Origin of the sequence: Anabaena sp. FACHB-1391 (assembly GCF_014696755.1) — a bacterium.
Lineage (GTDB): Bacteria > Cyanobacteriota > Cyanobacteriia > Cyanobacteriales > Nostocaceae > Dolichospermum > Dolichospermum planctonicum.
In genome coordinates this window covers 45088-61698 of sequence record NZ_JACJQS010000004.1, presented here as the reverse complement: position 1 = coordinate 61698, position 16611 = coordinate 45088, and the positions used below count along the sequence as shown (strand labels likewise).

Genomic DNA, 16611 nt, shown 5'->3' with positions numbered 1-16611 from the left:
AATTGACAATTGACAACTGACAACTGATAACTGACAAAAATATGCGAATTTTATTTGTAGCAGCAGAAGCTGCTCCCATTGCCAAAGTTGGTGGCATGGGGGATGTTGTAGGTGCATTACCCAAGTTCTTGAGACAAATGGGTCATGATGTACGGATATTCTTGCCTTATTATGGCTTTGTTCCTGATAAAATGGTCGTTCCTGAAGAACCTATCTGGAAAGGCTCTGCCATGTTTCAGGATTTTTCAGTTTACGAAAGTGTACTCCCTGGAACTGATATTCCTTTGTATTTATTCGGACATCCAGTTTTTCTACCTCGGCGGATTTATGGTGGGGAAGATGAAGATTGGAGATTTACCTTCTTTGCCAATGGTGCGGCGGAATTTTGCTGGAATTATTGGAAACCGGAAATTGTCCACTGTCATGATTGGCACACAGGAATGTTACCCGTGTGGTTAAATCAATCTCCAGATATAACCAGTGTTTTCACCATTCATAACCTGGCTTATCAAGGACCATGGCGGTGGTATTTAGAGAAAATTACTTGGTGTCCCTGGTATATGCAAGGACATAACACCATGGCCGCAGCCGTCCAGTTTGCTGATAAAGTAAATACAGTTTCTCCTACCTATGCTGAACAGATAAAAACCCCTGCCTATGGTGAAGAAATAGAAGGGTTATTATCTTTTATTAGTGGTAAATTATCAGGGATAATCAACGGCATAGATACCGATATTTATGATCCCGCTAATGATAAATACATTCCTCAAAACTTTACCATAGATACCCTTGATCAACGTAAAGCTAATAAAATATCCCTGCAAGAAGAAATGGGTTTAGAAGTTAATTCTAATGCCTTTTTAATTGGTATGGTGACAAGGTTGGTAGAACAAAAAGGCATGGATTTAGTATTACAAATCCTTGACCGATTTATGGCTTATACGGATGCTCAGTTTGTCTTATTGGGAACAGGCGATCGCTATTATGAAACCCAAATGTGGCAACTTGCATCCCGCTATTCTGGACGTATGTCCACTTACCTACTGTATAATGATGCCCTTTCTCGTCGCATTTACGCTGGTACAGATGCCTTCTTAATGCCTAGTCGCTTTGAACCCTGCGGTATCAGTCAAATGATGGCTTTGCGTTACGGTTGTGTTCCTATTGTTCGTCGTACAGGGGGATTAGTTGATACCGTCAGCCACTATGATCCAGTCAACGAAGCAGGTACAGGTTATTGCTTTGACAGGTATGAACCACTAGACCTATTTACTTGTATGATACGCGCTTGGGAAGGTTTCCGTTTCAAACCCCAATGGAGGGAATTACAAAAACGGGGAATGAGTCAAAACTTCAGTTGGTATCAATCTGCTAAAGAGTATGATAAACTCTATCGTTCTATCTATGGTTTACCAGACATAGAACCAGAAGCGGAAATAACAGCAGAAACTGTTTAAGGTGTTGTAGAAAGTTGGAATTTTAAATAATTTTAATGGGGTATTTATCTGGAATGCCCCTTTTTAATACACGATAGTATAGAATTGAAAAAAGATGGATTGGTTAGAGCGCGTCGCAGAAATTCGCAAAATTTGTAACGTGCCAGCACCAGCCCGAAATGTTGCTATTGCTAGAGTATGGGTAGATGAGACGTTTTCTGAGCTATTTGCTTTTAGTGGTAAGCTGTTGCGAGAAGGAGCAGTTGGTTTACCTAATCAACCGATGTTTCAAGACTTTGATGTTGGTGGACACCGAAGAGACTTAGACTCGGAGTACAAAATATTAGAAGCGATAGCCGAAAAATATACAAATAATAGAGAAGTAAAGGGTAAAATTGAATTATTTACAGAAAGAGAGTCATGTGATTCGTGTGAGTATGTCATGAAGCAATTTAGGCAAACTTTCCCGAACATTCAGCTAAATGTATATCACGGAAACATTGCATAAAGGAGTCGGTAGAAATGTCAATTTGCAATTTACCCGAACAATTTAAGCTTATTTTTAACGAGAATCATCCTTTGTCATGTTCAGATTTGGAAATAATTCAACTTGAACGACAACAAGGTATTAATCTACCCAGCACTTACAAAGACTTTCTCAAGATAATGGGACATGGGGCAGGTAAGTTTTTACGTGGTTCAGATTGCTTTTATCAGCATTTGTCACAAATTCAAGAATGGGCTAAACAACTTTTAGTAGAAAATGATTTTCCTCAGACTTTACCAGAGGATGCTTTTGTATTTTTCATGCACCAGGGATATCAGTTCAGCTTTTTCAGACTTTCAGAAGGTGATAACCCGCCAACTTATTCATATTGTGAAGGACAAGAAGAGGCTTATTTTATCAAAAGTCATGATCAGTTTAGTGACTTTCTATCTGTGGAAATCAATCTTTATTTAAAGTCTTTGATGCTTTTAGCAAGTTAGATATTAGCTAGATAAACAAAATTATGGTTCAAAGTTTTTTTGTCAGAATCAGGATGTCCAGGATTTAAGGATTTCCAGGATGGAAATTTTTATAGTTTTGCAAGCAAGATAGAGGTGAATCTATACTATTATTTATGAATAAATATGATATAATAGCCAATTATTAATCAACAAACGAAACTTACTTATGTCCTATAAAGTTAGTATTGTTATTGAAAAAGATGAACATGAGTATTATGCTTATTGTCCTGAACTTCCTGGGTGTCAATCTGAAGGTGATTCTTTAGAATCAGTACAGGCAAATATCAAGGAAGCTGTTGAATTATATATAGAAACATTATCAGAGTTTGAGAAACAAGCACTTCAGCAAAAAGAAATATTAACTATGATTTCATGATGATTTCATGTTGATAATCCAAAGATATTAGGTTCTACTAGGTTTGTTATTTCATGGAGAAAAAGCTTGAACTATGGTAACAATAAAATCTCAACGGAAAGTGCTGTTATCTCATGGTGAAGATGGGTATTTTGTTGTCGAAGTACCAAGTTTACCCGGTTGTATCAGTCAGGGTAAAACCCGTGAGGAAGCTTTAGCTAATATAGAAGAGGCAATATCTCTCTACATTGAAGTTTTGCAAGATAGGGGTGAACCTATTCCAGACGATACGGTTGAGGTAGTGCTGGTGTGAGTAAATTACCTATTATCTCAGGTTTAGAGTGTGTGAAAGCACTAGAAAAAATCGGCTTTGTTGTGGATAGACAAAGAGGAAGTCACATTATACTGGTTTGTGAAGAACCAAGAACCACTATATCCGTACCAGATTACAAAGAACTAGATAGAGGTACTTTACGTGGAATTATTCGACAAGCGGGTTTAAGTGTAGATGAATTTATTGAATTATTGTGATGTACTAACAAAGATATTCTGGTGCAACTCCGTGTAAAATACAGATTCCAGTCTGTATTTCCTCAACATCATGGGTAACACTTTTGGTCATCTTTTCCGAATTACGACTTTTGGCGAATCTCACGGCGGCGGTGTGGGCGTTATAATTGATGGTTGTCCCCCACAACTGGAAATTTCCCCAGAGGAAATTCAATTTGAACTCGATAGAAGACGGCCAGGACAAAGTAAAATCACCACCCCCCGCAAAGAAGCAGACACCTGTGAGATATTATCTGGGGTGTTTGAGGGGAAAACGCTGGGAACACCCATAGCTATCTTAGTCAGAAATAAAGATACCCGTTCCCAAGACTACGATGAAATGGCGCAAAAATACCGCCCTTCTCATGCAGATGCTACCTATGATGCTAAATATGGCTTGAGAAATTGGCAAGGTGGCGGAAGGTCGTCAGCCCGTGAGACAATAGGTAGAGTGGCTGCTGGTGCGATCGCTAAAAAGATTTTACATCAAGTTGCAAATGTAGAAGTTATCGCCTATGTCAAGCGCATTAAAGATTTACAAGGCGTAGTAGATACGAATACGGTCACTTTAGCGGATGTAGAAAGCAATATTGTCCGTTGTCCAGATAGAGAAATTGCTAATACCATGATTTCATTAATAGAACAAACCGGTCGAGATGGTAATTCTATTGGTGGTGTGGTTGAATGTGTAGTGCGAAATGTTCCCAAAGGTTTAGGAGAACCAGTTTTTGATAAATTAGAAGCAGATTTAGCAAAAGCAGTCATGTCACTTCCTGCTAGTAAAGGTTTTGAAATCGGTTCAGGTTTTGACGGAACTTTGTTAACAGGTTTTGAACATAACGACGAATTTTATATTGATGAAAATGGGGAAATTAGAACAGTAACTAATCGTTCTGGAGGGATTCAAGGGGGAATTTCTAACGGCGAAAATATCATTATCAGAGTGGCTTTTAAACCAACAGCCACTATTAGAAAAGAACAAAAAACCGTCACAAAAGAAGGTGAAGAAACAGTTTTAGCAGGAAAAGGTAGACATGATCCTTGTGTTTTACCTCGCGCTGTACCTATGGTTGATGCTATGGTGGCCTTAGTTTTATGTGATCATCTCTTACGTCATTATGGACAATGTAAAGTATTGTAATAGATCATAAGAATTTCTTTTGAAAAAGATTCATACCGTTATGCTTGGGCTAAAAATTATCTGAAAAAACAGAACAATAAAAAATAACATTCTTGTGGGGTGGGCATCCCTGCCCGCCCCAATATGTAAATTAGGTGGATTTTAGTTTATGATAATATCACAGTGTGGCTTTATCTATATTCTGTGGCTTTATCTATATTCCTATATTGTATCTATGAGATCGAGAATTGAAAATAACATTTTATTTATTCACAAGGAAGATGTACCAGAATTTAAAAAAGGCGGTTCGGTAGTTAGAAATTCCTACTTTTGGGCGTTACGTTCCATTGCTGGTCGTGCTAAACGTTATCATGATTGGGAATACGAATCAGAAGTTTGGCTGGCACTAGAAAGAATGCTTTTATCTTTTACTGAATCAGGATATTTGGGTTATCGAGAAACAATTTTAGAGTTTCCTTTATCACAGGGTGAAATTCCTAATTTGCTGCGAAATGTAGCTACCTGGGAATAATCCATTTTCATCCTTTCAAGGATGTTTTAAAAGGGAGAAACTTTAAATCATATTTTGATTGGATTTTATTCTCACAGGAAAATTCAGATAATACACGGAAATCCAGTAAGTTAAGCTCAAACATGACAATGTTTAAGCTAAAACCCCCTACAATTCAACCAATTTAAAACCCCAAATTTTCAAAACAGTAGTTGCTAATTCTGGATCTATACCATCATAAGCCTCCCATTCCGAATGCGGGTCTTTAGGATGTCCCTCACCCACATGACCTGCAATTTTTATGACCGGGATATTCACTACGTAATCACGTTCCATTCCCTTGGGAATAGCTAATTGGATTCTCCGGCCTACAAATTTCGCCCCGCTGGATTTAGCTACGGTTTCACGAACTAAACAAATATCACCAGCAGTTCCCCAAGTAGTTTGGTAGGTGTACAGAAATGATATATAGCTTTCTGGCTTGATTGATCTTTTGAGAACTTGCATTATTTAATCCTTACTGATTTCGGTTCAAGAATTTCATCTAAATACTACCTGCTATATTATAATTTCCTGCTTTTGATAGAATCACACAAGGGGTTTTATCTATGGAATTACCCCTTGCGAAAATTCCTAACCTACGCAGGTGTAAACTGTAATGATACACCATTCATACAGTAGCGCAAGCCGGTTGGTTTAGGACCATCATTGAATACATGGCCTAAATGTCCACCACAATTACTGCAATGCACCTCAGTTCTGGTCATAAAAAATGACCTGTCTGTAGTCGTAGCAATTGCTCCCTCAATTGGCTTAAAAAAGCTCGGCCAACCAGTACCACTATTAAATTTAGTCTCTGAAGTAAACAAAGCTTGTCCACAACCAGCACAGACATAAGTACCAGGTTCATATTGCTTATCCAAGGGACTGGTATGGGGAGGTTCTGTACCATGTTTCCGCAACACCCGAAACTGTTCTGGTGTCAGGATACTCTTCCACTCTTCCTCAGTCTTAGTAACTGCAAACTCTGTATTAGAAAGTGCCATTGTTTCTGAACTCCAATTGATATAACGGGAAAAAAAGGCTGTACCGACTAATACGGCACCCATTTGCAAAAAATAACGTTTGTCCATAAACCTATTATTTGCTATTATTTGCTATTTTTCTTTTCCTACCCTAACCAACTCTAGCAAGTTTCTTAATTCTCCCCGATAAATTGCCAAATATTCCCTAAAAATGTCTTGCCTAATTCAGAAAAATATGTAATGCTCGTAAAATAAATTTTCAAACTACTCTATCTCTATCGGATTATCGGGCTTTACAACCCAAAGTCCGTAAAATGTCAAGTTTGTATCTCTACCTAATCACGACTACTGATAATCGAATATTGATTACAAATCAAGAAATTACCATGAGACAAGAATCTGATTTACTATCTGAGATATGTGATTTTCTTTACCCTCGCAGTTCCTATTACGGTCAGTTTAAACCGGAATATTTAGTTTTTAATGCTAATCTCCAAGAATTTGCTCAACGGGTAAATTATATTTGTAATTTACAAACAGGTGGTAAAATATCTCCACAGGAGGCTTACAAACAAATTCATAGTTTGTGGAAACAATTAAAACAGGCTAAAAAACAGTTAGAAATTGAATAAAGATTTTTCATAAGTAGGTTTTGAGATTAATGGGAAATGATTTTGAATTAGAAGTCAAAGATTACATTGTTTTAGCTCAGTCTTTAGCAGCGGAATTTGCCCAAACTGCCATAGAAAGAGATGCTCAAGGAGGTACACCAAAACAAGAACGGGATAGTTTGCGACAAAGTAACCTACTCAAGCTGATTATCCCTAAAGAATATGGAGGAATTGGCGCAAACTGGATAACTACATTCAAAATAATTCGGGAATTTGCTAAAGTTGATAGCTCCTTAGCTCATGTTTTCTCATATCACCAAATTGGGGTAGTTATTCCCCATATCTTTGGTACAATTGAGCAGAAACAATATTACTATAGCGAAACCGTTAATCATAATTGGTTTTGGTGTAATGCTCTTAACCCTAGAGACAAAAGAGCAGTTATTACAGCACAGGAAAATCATTTTTTACTTAATGGTAGTAAAAGCTTTTGTTCCGGTTCCGTAGATTCTGATATTTTACCACTTTCAGCTATTGATCAAACAACGGGAGAATTAATTATTTTAGTCATTCCCAGTCGGAGACAAGGAGTAAAAATTCATACTGATTGGGATAGCATGGGACAACGCCAAACTGATAGCGGTAATATCAACTTTGACAATGTGATTGTTTATCCCCAGGAAATAATTGGTGCTAGATACAACCAAAATTCTATTTTTACTACTATTCGTTCTTGTATAACTCAACTCAACCTGGCTAATATTTACTTAGGTATTGCTGAGGGTGCTTTTGCATCAGCTAAAAATTATACTCAAAATCGTAAAAAACCTTGGTTGACATCAGAGGTGGAATGTGTTACTAAAGATCCTTTTATTCTTCACCACTATGGTACTATGTGGGTAGACTTACAAGGAGTAAAGGCCTTAGTTAACCAAGCCATAGAATTACTACAAGCAGCTTGGGAAAAAGAACACAACCTCACCCCAACACAAAGGGGAGAATGTATGATAGCTGTGAATACTGCTAAAGTTGCAGCAACCAAAGTAGGTTTAGACATTACCAACCGCATTTTTGAAGTTATGGGCGCATCCTCTACGGGTCAAAAATATGGCTTTGATCGTTATTGGCGAAATATGCGTACTTTTACACTTCATGATCCGGTTGATTATAGACTGCGGGAAATTGGTAAATGGGCTTTGAATGATGAATTTCCCCAAACTGGTGCTTATTAATTTTAATTTTTTTTAATGTTATTCTTGAGTTTACAATCAGAAGTACAACGCTAATGTGCCAACTTCTAGGAATGAACTGCAACGTACCCACAGACATTTGCTTTTCCTTTGAAGGATTCTCCGCACGGGGGGGAAAAACAGATGAACATAGCGACGGTTGGGGAATTGCTTTTTTTGAAGGGAAAGGATGTCGGATTTTTCTAGATGCTGAAGCTTCTATAGCCTCACCAATTGCTGAGTTTATCCGTCAGTATCCCATTCATTCTACTCATGTTATCGCCCATATTCGTAAAGCTACTCAAGGGGAAATAGCCCTAGAAAACTGTCACCCTTTCCGTCGAGAACTTTGGGGAAGATATTGGGTATTTGCTCATAATGGTAATTTACCAGATTTTTACCCAGAAAACAACGGTATTTTTCAACCTGTGGGTACTACTGACAGTGAAAGAGCGTTTTGCTTAATCCTTAATACTTTGCGATCGCATTACCCCCAAGGAAAACCACCCTTAGGAGAACTTTACCACACATTACAGACAATTACCAAGGAAATAGCAGCTTGTGGATCTTTTAACTATATACTCTCAGATGGGGATCACTTTTTTACCCATTGTTCAACTAAACTTTGTTACATTATTAGACAAGCACCCTTTGCGGCCGCTCACTTAATTGATGAAGAAATGACTGTAGATTTTAGTGAATTGACTACACCAAGCGATCGCGTTGCTGTGATTGTCACTACACCACTTACGGATAATGAAGTTTGGACACCCATTCAACCGGGAGAATTACTAGTATTTGAGGATGGTTTACCACTACGAAATATCTAGATTTAACTCGATATTTCTCAATAATGCTGATTTATCCCCTATATATGTGATTTTCATTTTGAGAACATGGACAAGAAGAGGGATAAACGAAAACAGCAACCCCTCTTTTTGATTCCGGCATTAAATTACAATCTGGTATATTTAGCGTCGTCCACTTTGAATTTTGTCAAAGATAGCACTATCTGCAAAGAACTTCTTCTGGACACCATTCCAACCCCCTAGACTATCTACAGTATATAGTTTGACAATCTTAGGGAATTTATTCTGTACTTCTTTGGACACAGTAGAATCAACTGGACGAAAACCAACCTTAGTAAATTCCCTCTGTGCTTGAGGAGTAAATAAGAACTTAACAAAAGCTTCAGCAACTTCACGATTTCCATGTTTATCCACATTTTTATCCACAACTGCCACAGGTGCATCTATAGAAATATTTACTGGAGGAACTATGTAAGAAGTATCTGTTTTTCCCTGTTGTGCGGCTAAAATGACTTCGTTTTCATAGTTTAATAATACATCACCCTGCCCTTTTTTGTAAAAAGCATCACTAGATTCTCGTGCATCTTTGGGTAATACAATCACATTTTTAAACACATTAGTCACGAATTTCAAAGCCTGGCTTTCATTTCCGCCATTTTTCACCACAGCACCCCACAAAGCTAGAAAGTTCCATTTAGCACCACCAGATGTTTTTGGGTTTGCAGTGACAATTTTAACATTAGGTTTAGTTAAATCAGCCCAAGTCTTGATATTTTTCGGATTACCTGCGCGAGTTTCTAAAGCAACTACTGAGCGGGTAACAATGGCATTATTTGGAGCTTCCTTCTCCCAACCTGGTTGAATTAAACCGGCTTGTTCAATTTTTTTAATGTCCCCAGCCAATGCCAATGCTACCACATCTGCACCTAAACCATCAATGACAGCGCGGGTTTGAGAACCCGAACCACCGTAACTTTCACGAATGATCACATCTTGGCCTTTTTCTCTTTTCCATTTTGCTACAAAATCGGGAATAATTTTCGAGTAAGCAGCCTTGGTAACAGCATAGGTGACTAAGGTAATTTCTACTTTTTTACCACTTTGACTGATTATTTGCGTTTTCTGGGTTGTATTTGCGAATACAGGTAAAATTGTCCTGATACTTAAACCAGTTGCTAAGAATAAAGCGGGAAATAATGGCTTTGTTGTTACAGAATTATTTGTCATGGTGTCCTTAACTGAGTGTTAACTGGGTATTAATATAATCTGCGATATCCCTGTCGGAATATCGTATTTGTTTCTCAGGAAAGAGCATATCAGATACAATAAATAAAATCAATAGTTTTTACACTTAAAAATAATCATTTTCCTATCGGGTATTGTATGTATTATATATTGCAAATAATTTTAATAAGTTATAATAATAATTAAATTGCTTAAATATTTCTAAGCAATTTAAACTCTAAATATATTTTCGAGTATTTATTAGTCATAAGTGTTTAAAATAAAAACTTATTAAGCAATTCTGATTGATAAATCAGAATCAAGATGATCAGAAATTGATACCTGACAATTAAAGATGTTGTCATTTGTCCCACATACTGCTAAAATCTCCCTATTCCCTATCGTCAATATGCAGTTTTACCTGGTATTGATTACTAAATACCTGCAAAGGGCTTGTAATTAAAATCTTGCGCTTTAGCAAAATTCAAAGAGATTAATTAAAGGAGAAAAGATGAATTTGTGGTATAAATTACTAAAAATACAGCAACAGACCTGGAGAGCAAATTCCCTCAAAAGCTTTGTATCACTTTTTTTAGTAGGAACTCTATTGAGTATATCTCTCGCTGCTTGCTCTGGGACAAAAAGCAGTAATTCACCAGATAAAAAAGGCAATGTAGAACTAACTATTGTATCATTTGCAGTCACAAAAACTGCTCACGCAGCGATTATTCCCAAATTTGTGAAAAAATGGCAACAGGAACATAACCAAACTGTGGTTTTTAAGCAAAGCTACGGTGGTTCAGGTTCGCAAACTAGGGCTGTAGTTGATGGGTTAGAAGCCGATATTGTTCATCTAGCACTAGCTTTAGATACGCAAAAAATTGAAAAAGCGGGATTAATTCAGCCTGGGTGGGAAAAAGAATTTCCTAATGACAGTATTGTGACTAAATCTGTTGCAGCTTTAGTAACTCGTGAAGGTAATCCCAAAGCTATCAATAACTGGGCTGATTTAGCGAGAAATGATGTTAAATTAATTACCGCAGATCCTAAAACTTCTGGAGTAGCGCGGTGGAATTTTTTAGCACTTTGGAATTCAGTAATTAAAACAGGTGGAGACGAAGCAAAAGCAACGGAGTTTGTGACTAAAGTTTATAAAAATGTCCCTGTCTTAACTAAAGATGCTCGTGAAGCTACAGACGCATTTTTTAAACAAGGCCAAGGTGATGCTTTAATCAATTATGAGAATGAAATTGTTTTAGCCCAAGACAAGGGTGAAAAAACTAATTATATTCTTCCTGATGTGAATATTTCCATTGATAATCCCGTTGCTATTGTTGATAAAAATGTTGATAAACACGATAATCGTGAAGTAGCAGAAGCTTTTGTTAAATACTTGTTTACTCCCGAAGCACAAGAGGAATTTGCAAAAGTGGGATTTCGTCCTGTAAATGAAACAGTGGCTAAAAATAAGGCGTTTGCGGACAAATATCCGCCCATAAAAACTTTGAGTACAGTTCAAGAATTAGGTGGTTGGGAAGCCATTCAGAAAAAATTCTTTGCTGAAGGAGCTATTTTTGATAAAATTCAAGCTAAGAATAAACGGTAATTTTTGAGTTATGAACCTATCTTCTGGTGTAACAACTAATATTCAACCTGGGAAGGTGTTTTTAAATAATTTAATTCATCTTCCCTGGACTTGGCGAATTACTTTGGGATATTTAACTATCATGTTATTTATTCCCATTGTCGCCATGTTTCTCAAAGCCAGTACAGAGTCACCAGCAAAGTTTTGGGAAATTGCCACTAGTGACTTAGCATTGGCTACCTATAATGTAACTTTTGTTACGTCTTTATTAGCTGCTTTACTTAATGGCGTGTTTGGAACTTTGATTGCTTGGGTATTAGTGCGGTACGATTTTCCTTTTAAACGGATTATTGATGCTACAGTAGATTTACCTTTTGCATTACCAACATCCGTAGCAGGTTTAACACTGGCAACAGTTTATAGTGATAATGGCTGGTTGGGTTCACTGTTAGCACCAATGGGCATTAAAGTATCCTTTACCCGTTTGGGTGTAGCAGTGGCCATGGTATTTATATCCTTACCCTTTGTGGTGCGGACTGTACAACCTGTACTTCAGGAAATGGAGGCAGAAATTGAAGAAGCGGCTTGGAGCTTAGGTGCTTCTCAATGGCAAACTTTCTGGAAAGTGATTTTACCTCCTTTATTACCGACAATTTTAACTGGTGTCGCTTTGGGTTTTTCCCGTGCAGTTGGGGAATACGGTTCAACAGTAATTATTTCTTCTAATACACCCTATAAAGATTTGATTGCACCTGTGTTAATTTTTCAACGTTTGGAACAGTATGACTATGCTGGTGCAACTGTAATTGGTGTGGTTTTATTAGGAATTTCTTTGGTTTTGTTATTAGCAATTAATTTCTTACAAGCTTGGGCAAGAAGATATGACAATAGATAAAGTTAAAAGGGGAAAAAAACAAAGTTGGGTACCAACAATTTTAATTGGTGTAGCGATTTCCTACTTATTTCTGGTTCAATATATTCCCGCTATTAATGTTTTTTTTGAAGCCTTAAAAAAGGGATCTGCACCATTTTTATCTAACCTGGCAAAACCGGAATTTCTCCACGCAGCTTGGTTAACTTTATTATTAGCTGTAATTGCTATTCCTCTAAATGCAGTTTTCGGTTTATGTGCAGCATGGGCGATCGCTCGGCACAAATTCCCAGGACGTGCTATAGTTCTCAGTATCATTGACTTACCTTTTTCTATCTCCCCAGTTGTCGCCGGTTTAATGATAGTTTTATTGTACGGGAAACAGGGTTGGTTTGGACTTTGGTTAGAAGCATTAGATATTAAAATCATCTTTGCTTTTCCGGGAATGGCAATGGCTACGGCTTTTGTGAGTATGCCTTTTGTGGCCAGAGAAGTAATTCCTATTTTAGAGGAATTTGGTAAAGACCAAGAAGAAGCCGCCAGAACATTAGGTGCAAATGATTGGCAAATTTTTTGGCGAGTCACTTTACCCAGTATTCGTTGGGGTTTACTCTACGGTTTAATCTTAACAAATGCTAGAGCAATGGGCGAATTTGGTGCAGTTTCTGTAGTCTCTGGTAACATTGCTAATACAACCCAGAGTTTACCATTATTTGTGGAAGACGCTTACAAACAATATGAAACCGAAGCGGCTTTTTCTGCTGCTGTAATTTTGGCACTTTTGGCGGTTGTTACTTTGATACTCAAGGAAATTATAGAACGAAAAACCCGTATTAAAGAAGTTGAATAACCGGTAATGAGTAATGGGTAATGGGTAATGGGTAATAACTCAACTATTAAATTACATCTTAGGAGTTGTTATGAGTAGTGAAAATCCCTTGATAAATAAGAGAATTAGAGTCAGAATTTCTCAAGATCATCATCAAGAACCCGTAATTTCTCGCCTAGTTTCCGAATATAAATTAACTGTCAATATCAAAGCCGCAATTCTTGGACAAAATGCTGTAGGTGACGGTTGGTTTGATTTAGACCTACAAGGAACAGAAGCACAAATTGAAAACGGGTTAAATTATTTGCAAGAATTGAAATTACAAGTTTGGGATGAAAATAGTATTAGTGATTGGTGAAAAAATTGTAGGCTGGTAATAGTAATGAGAATTAATAGTAATGGCTCAACTTTGATATACTGTAGTTAATTTGCACAAACATTTCTCATTTCGGGTTGAAGGTTAATACAATGGTACTCGAAGCCCCGTCTATCAAAGCTAAAACAACCATCACCTGGGAACCTCTACCAGCTAATTTTATATTACCTGACGATCCTGTGGAAAATATTCAACAACCCGCCCTCGCAGCGGCTTTAACCGATGCTTTGGGAGCTTCAGGATATATCCAGCCAGAAATGCTCATTGGCTCGAATTTGGGGCTGGTAGCAACAGTTAATAAAAAAATTGTCGTCAAAGCTCCAGACTGGTTTTATGTTCCTCAAGTACATTCCGTACCAGAGGGGGTAATTCGTCGTAGTTATACCCCTAATACAGATGGTGCAGCAGTCACAATTGTGATGGAATTTCTCTCAGAAGCAGAGGGAGGAGAACTATCCATTAGATCAACACCTCCCTATGGTAAACTGCATTTTTACGAGCAGATTCTCCAAATACCCACTTATGTGACTTATGATCCCTATGATAGTAGTCTAGAAGTCCGTTATTTGCAAGATGGCAGATATATTTTACACCCAGTAGATAATCAAGGGCGGCTATGGATTCCACAATTGGAATTATACCTGGGAATCTGGTCTGGGGAAAGGTTGGGACAAACCATGAACTGGCTACGTTGGTGGGATAAATCAGGTAATTTACTACTGTGGAGTTCAGAACAAGCAGAACAAGAACGCCAAAGAGCAGAACAGGAAAGACAAAGAGCGGAGGAGGAAAGACAAAGAGCAGATAGAGAACATCAAAGAGCAGAAAGACTAGCTGCTAAATTGCGGGAATTGGGAATTGAGCCAGAACCGTAGAACCCTGTAAAATCGTAGGTTGGGTTAAGCAACAGCGCAACCCAACAAAATCAACAAAATCTTATAAATTGGAACTTAAACCCACACGGAAAGTAAAACCAGGACTATAAATTCGATTAACTCGTTCGTACTGTTCACCTAATATATTTTCTAGGTAAAAAGTTAGTCCCAAATTTTTATTTACAGGAATGCGGCCACTAAAATCTAAATTAAAGAAAGATGGCGCAAAATCTGTATTTTTTTGTCCTGCATCATTGTTATTAAAAATAGAACGACGAGAACCACTATTATAAGTAGCATATAAATTACCCTCCCATCCATCTTTTTGATAACCAATGCCAGTTTGTAGCCAAGAATAGGGAATTAACCCTAATTGTAATCCTGTTTCTGTACCAGTTTTGATTTGAGCATCTGTATAAGTGTAGTTGAGAAAAGTTGACCAATTACGACTAACTTTTAATTGCAATGCTGTTTCTAAACCATTGGTATCAACTAAACCAATATTTTGCCATGTTCTTGTTTGAGTATTTACTCCCAAACGATTATCTAAACTACTACCAAAATAAGTAAATTGTCCTAACAGTTTTTCCGAGAATTTGACATCTACTCCCGCAGTCCAAGTAGAACCAGTTTCTGGTTTTAAATCCGGGTTAGGATTCCAATTATGAACCGTATCAAAAACATATAATTGATCTAACCCAGGATTGCGCTGCGCCCCAGACCAACTACCACGAAATGCTACCGTTGGATTAACAGTATAACGTAAACCTCCACTGGGATTAAAATAACTACCAAATTGACTATCAAAGCTTTGTCTTACACCTAAATCTATTTGGAAAGTATCACTAATTTTCCAGGTATTAACAGCGAATAAAGCTGTATTTAAAACGCTTCTATCTTCTCTTTCATTGTTAGCAATTCTCGCAGGATCTGTACTCAAAACATTGCCAATTAAATCGGTATTTTTTAGGTCTAAACCCCAGCGCAATTGATTATTTTGAGTGAGTTTCCATTCATGATCTATCCTGGTTTTGAATTGTTGTGTATCTAAAACTCCAGTTCTGTAAAATGTCGCTCCCGTTGGTCCATAAGTGCTAAAATAATCTCGATTGTAACCCAATGTAGTTGTTAAATTGGAATCTTCCCCTTTACCCAATTTAGTTTTCCAAGATAAACCAACATTTAAACCATCATGATCTAATCTATCTTTTTGTAAGGGGAAACCGAAATAAATTAAACCCCGACGGCTACTGAGGGTAGTCACATCTAAATTTAAAGAATTTTTAGGATCTAAATCTATACCCACACTACCAAAATAAGTGCTGGTAGCTGTATCTGCATTAAATAACTTTCCTTCACTATCTCTATTTGCAGCCCCGACAGGAACAGGATAACGGTTATCTATAAAGAACCTTTCAAAACTAAAATTGTATTTTACCTTATTAGTTGAACCACCATAAGTTAACTGTTGATTATTTAGATTCAATGAGCCAAATTCTAAACTTCCAGTTAATTTAGGTTTACCATAACCTGCTTTAGTAATAATATTCACAAGTCCACCAAAAGCTGAAGAACCATATAAAGAAGAAGCAGTACCGCTATATAGCTCTACTCTTTCAATAGCCTCCACAGGAATGCTATTTAAATCTGTTGCACCATGATAGGTACTAATATTTGTATTAATGGGTCTACCATTAATTAGAAATACAGATTGTTCAATGGAAGCTCCTCGATAATATGTTCCTGTGTGAATATCTGCACCATGTCCCACATTATTAATTGCAAAACCGGGCATTTTTTTCAAAACATCAGCAACACTAGTTGCACCCTGTTTTTTAATTTCTTCTTTCTCAATTACATAAGTAGGAGTAGATTCAGGAAGAATGTCTTTTTCTCCAATCGTTTCTAGAGATATATCTGGATCATTTGTAGGTGTTAAATCTCTTGGTGAATTGGGTTCTGTCTTAACTTCATTCTCTCCTGGTTGTTGAGTTAATAATTCAGCATTTGTGCTGGGTAATTCAATTTCATTTAAATTAGGAATATCTGACTTGACTGCATTTTTATTATGCTCATGATCAGCAGCTATAGAAGGAAATGCTACTAATAATTTCAACAAAGATACTGGTAAAACAAAGAATTTTCTATTCATATTTCTCAACTCACACCCGGTAATAACAATCACTAATTGAAATTTT

The 16611-nt window shown here is 37.1% G+C and carries 20 protein-coding genes; 16 read left to right on the top strand and 4 right to left on the bottom strand.

Annotated features, from left to right (window positions below; all coding sequences use genetic code 11):
* The first annotated feature begins 41 nt into the window (after positions 1-41).
* From glgA to H6F62_RS03005, 8 genes are all read left to right on the top strand, one after another.
* Positions 42-1457, top strand: a complete 1416-nt coding sequence (gene glgA, locus H6F62_RS03040; protein ID WP_190371312.1) for a glycogen synthase GlgA — start codon at positions 42-44, stop codon at positions 1455-1457.
* Between the two features lie 94 nt (positions 1458-1551).
* Positions 1552-1944 (top strand): deaminase domain-containing protein, encoded by a 393-nt coding sequence (locus H6F62_RS03035; protein WP_190371311.1) that lies wholly within the window; start codon positions 1552-1554, stop codon positions 1942-1944.
* Positions 1945-1958: 14 nt separating this feature from the next.
* The gene (locus H6F62_RS03030) at positions 1959-2423 is read left to right on the top strand and encodes an SMI1/KNR4 family protein (RefSeq protein ID WP_236097149.1); all 465 of its coding nucleotides are present in this window, start codon (positions 1959-1961) and stop codon (positions 2421-2423) included.
* 187 nt (positions 2424-2610) lie between these two features.
* Entirely contained in the window at positions 2611-2820 is a 210-nt protein-coding gene (locus tag H6F62_RS03025; RefSeq protein ID WP_137908593.1) for a type II toxin-antitoxin system HicB family antitoxin, read from the top strand.
* A 73-nt stretch (positions 2821-2893) separates the two neighbouring features.
* Complete coding sequence (locus H6F62_RS03020; protein ID WP_137908592.1) at positions 2894-3112, top strand: type II toxin-antitoxin system HicB family antitoxin; 219 nt, start codon at positions 2894-2896, stop codon at positions 3110-3112.
* A complete protein-coding gene (locus H6F62_RS03015; RefSeq protein WP_190371310.1) occupies positions 3109-3330 on the top strand; it encodes a type II toxin-antitoxin system HicA family toxin in 222 nt (73 codons plus the stop codon). The genes H6F62_RS03020 and H6F62_RS03015 overlap by 4 nt, the downstream gene beginning before the upstream one ends.
* 70 nt (positions 3331-3400) lie before the next feature.
* Complete coding sequence (gene aroC, locus H6F62_RS03010) at positions 3401-4489, top strand: chorismate synthase (protein WP_137908590.1); 1089 nt, start codon at positions 3401-3403, stop codon at positions 4487-4489.
* Positions 4490-4703: 214 nt separating this feature from the next.
* Positions 4704-5000 carry a hypothetical protein gene (locus H6F62_RS03005; RefSeq protein WP_137908589.1) on the top strand — a complete coding sequence of 99 codons (297 nt, stop codon included), beginning with the start codon at positions 4704-4706 and terminating at the stop codon, positions 4998-5000.
* A 147-nt stretch (positions 5001-5147) separates the two neighbouring features.
* Here the strand turns inward: H6F62_RS03005 and H6F62_RS03000 are convergent, their stop codons facing one another.
* Both H6F62_RS03000 and msrB read right to left on the bottom strand, forming a co-directional pair.
* Positions 5148-5486 carry a hypothetical protein gene (locus H6F62_RS03000; RefSeq protein ID WP_028084615.1) on the bottom strand — a complete coding sequence of 113 codons (339 nt, stop codon included), beginning with the start codon at positions 5484-5486 and terminating at the stop codon, positions 5148-5150.
* A 131-nt stretch (positions 5487-5617) separates the two neighbouring features.
* On the bottom strand, positions 5618-6112 hold the full coding sequence (msrB, locus tag H6F62_RS02995) for a peptide-methionine (R)-S-oxide reductase MsrB (protein ID WP_137908588.1): 495 nt from the start codon (positions 6110-6112) through the stop codon (positions 5618-5620).
* Between the two features lie 278 nt (positions 6113-6390).
* Between msrB and H6F62_RS02990 the strand changes: the two genes are divergently transcribed.
* The 3 genes from H6F62_RS02990 to H6F62_RS02980 are packed head-to-tail and all read left to right on the top strand — an operon-like array spanning position 6391 to position 8674.
* Positions 6391-6636: a hypothetical protein gene (locus H6F62_RS02990; RefSeq protein WP_028084617.1), complete on the top strand. Its 246-nt coding sequence runs from the start codon at positions 6391-6393 to the stop codon at positions 6634-6636.
* 29 nt (positions 6637-6665) lie between these two features.
* Positions 6666-7847, top strand: coding sequence for an acyl-CoA dehydrogenase family protein (locus tag H6F62_RS02985; protein WP_190371309.1), 1182 nt, complete (start codon positions 6666-6668; stop codon positions 7845-7847).
* Positions 7848-7900: 53 nt separating this feature from the next.
* On the top strand, positions 7901-8674 hold the full coding sequence (locus H6F62_RS02980; protein ID WP_137908586.1) for a class II glutamine amidotransferase: 774 nt from the start codon (positions 7901-7903) through the stop codon (positions 8672-8674).
* Between the two features lie 141 nt (positions 8675-8815).
* On the opposite strand, the gene H6F62_RS02975 is transcribed toward H6F62_RS02980, so the two are convergent.
* Positions 8816-9880: a sulfate ABC transporter substrate-binding protein gene (locus tag H6F62_RS02975; RefSeq protein WP_190371308.1), complete on the bottom strand. Its 1065-nt coding sequence runs from the start codon at positions 9878-9880 to the stop codon at positions 8816-8818.
* Between the two features lie 508 nt (positions 9881-10388).
* Between H6F62_RS02975 and H6F62_RS02970 the strand changes: the two genes are divergently transcribed.
* The 5 genes from H6F62_RS02970 (at position 10389) to H6F62_RS02950 (ending at position 14413) form a co-directional block, all read left to right on the top strand.
* Positions 10389-11483 carry a sulfate ABC transporter substrate-binding protein gene (locus H6F62_RS02970; protein WP_190371307.1) on the top strand — a complete coding sequence of 365 codons (1095 nt, stop codon included), beginning with the start codon at positions 10389-10391 and terminating at the stop codon, positions 11481-11483.
* Between the two features lie 10 nt (positions 11484-11493).
* The gene (gene cysT / locus H6F62_RS02965) at positions 11494-12357 is read left to right on the top strand and encodes a sulfate ABC transporter permease subunit CysT (RefSeq protein ID WP_137908583.1); all 864 of its coding nucleotides are present in this window, start codon (positions 11494-11496) and stop codon (positions 12355-12357) included.
* Positions 12344-13183 carry a sulfate ABC transporter permease subunit CysW gene (cysW, locus tag H6F62_RS02960; protein WP_190371306.1) on the top strand — a complete coding sequence of 280 codons (840 nt, stop codon included), beginning with the start codon at positions 12344-12346 and terminating at the stop codon, positions 13181-13183. The genes cysT and cysW overlap by 14 nt, the downstream gene beginning before the upstream one ends.
* Before the next feature lie 70 nt (positions 13184-13253).
* Complete coding sequence (locus H6F62_RS02955) at positions 13254-13520, top strand: NIL domain-containing protein (protein WP_190371305.1); 267 nt, start codon at positions 13254-13256, stop codon at positions 13518-13520.
* 110 nt (positions 13521-13630) lie between these two features.
* Positions 13631-14413, top strand: coding sequence for a Uma2 family endonuclease (locus H6F62_RS02950; RefSeq protein WP_190371304.1), 783 nt, complete (start codon positions 13631-13633; stop codon positions 14411-14413).
* A 61-nt stretch (positions 14414-14474) separates the two neighbouring features.
* Here H6F62_RS02950 and H6F62_RS02945 read toward each other — a convergent pair whose 3' ends face one another.
* A complete protein-coding gene (locus H6F62_RS02945) occupies positions 14475-16565 on the bottom strand; it encodes a TonB-dependent receptor (RefSeq protein ID WP_190371303.1) in 2091 nt (696 codons plus the stop codon).
* Positions 16566-16611 lie beyond the last annotated feature (46 nt).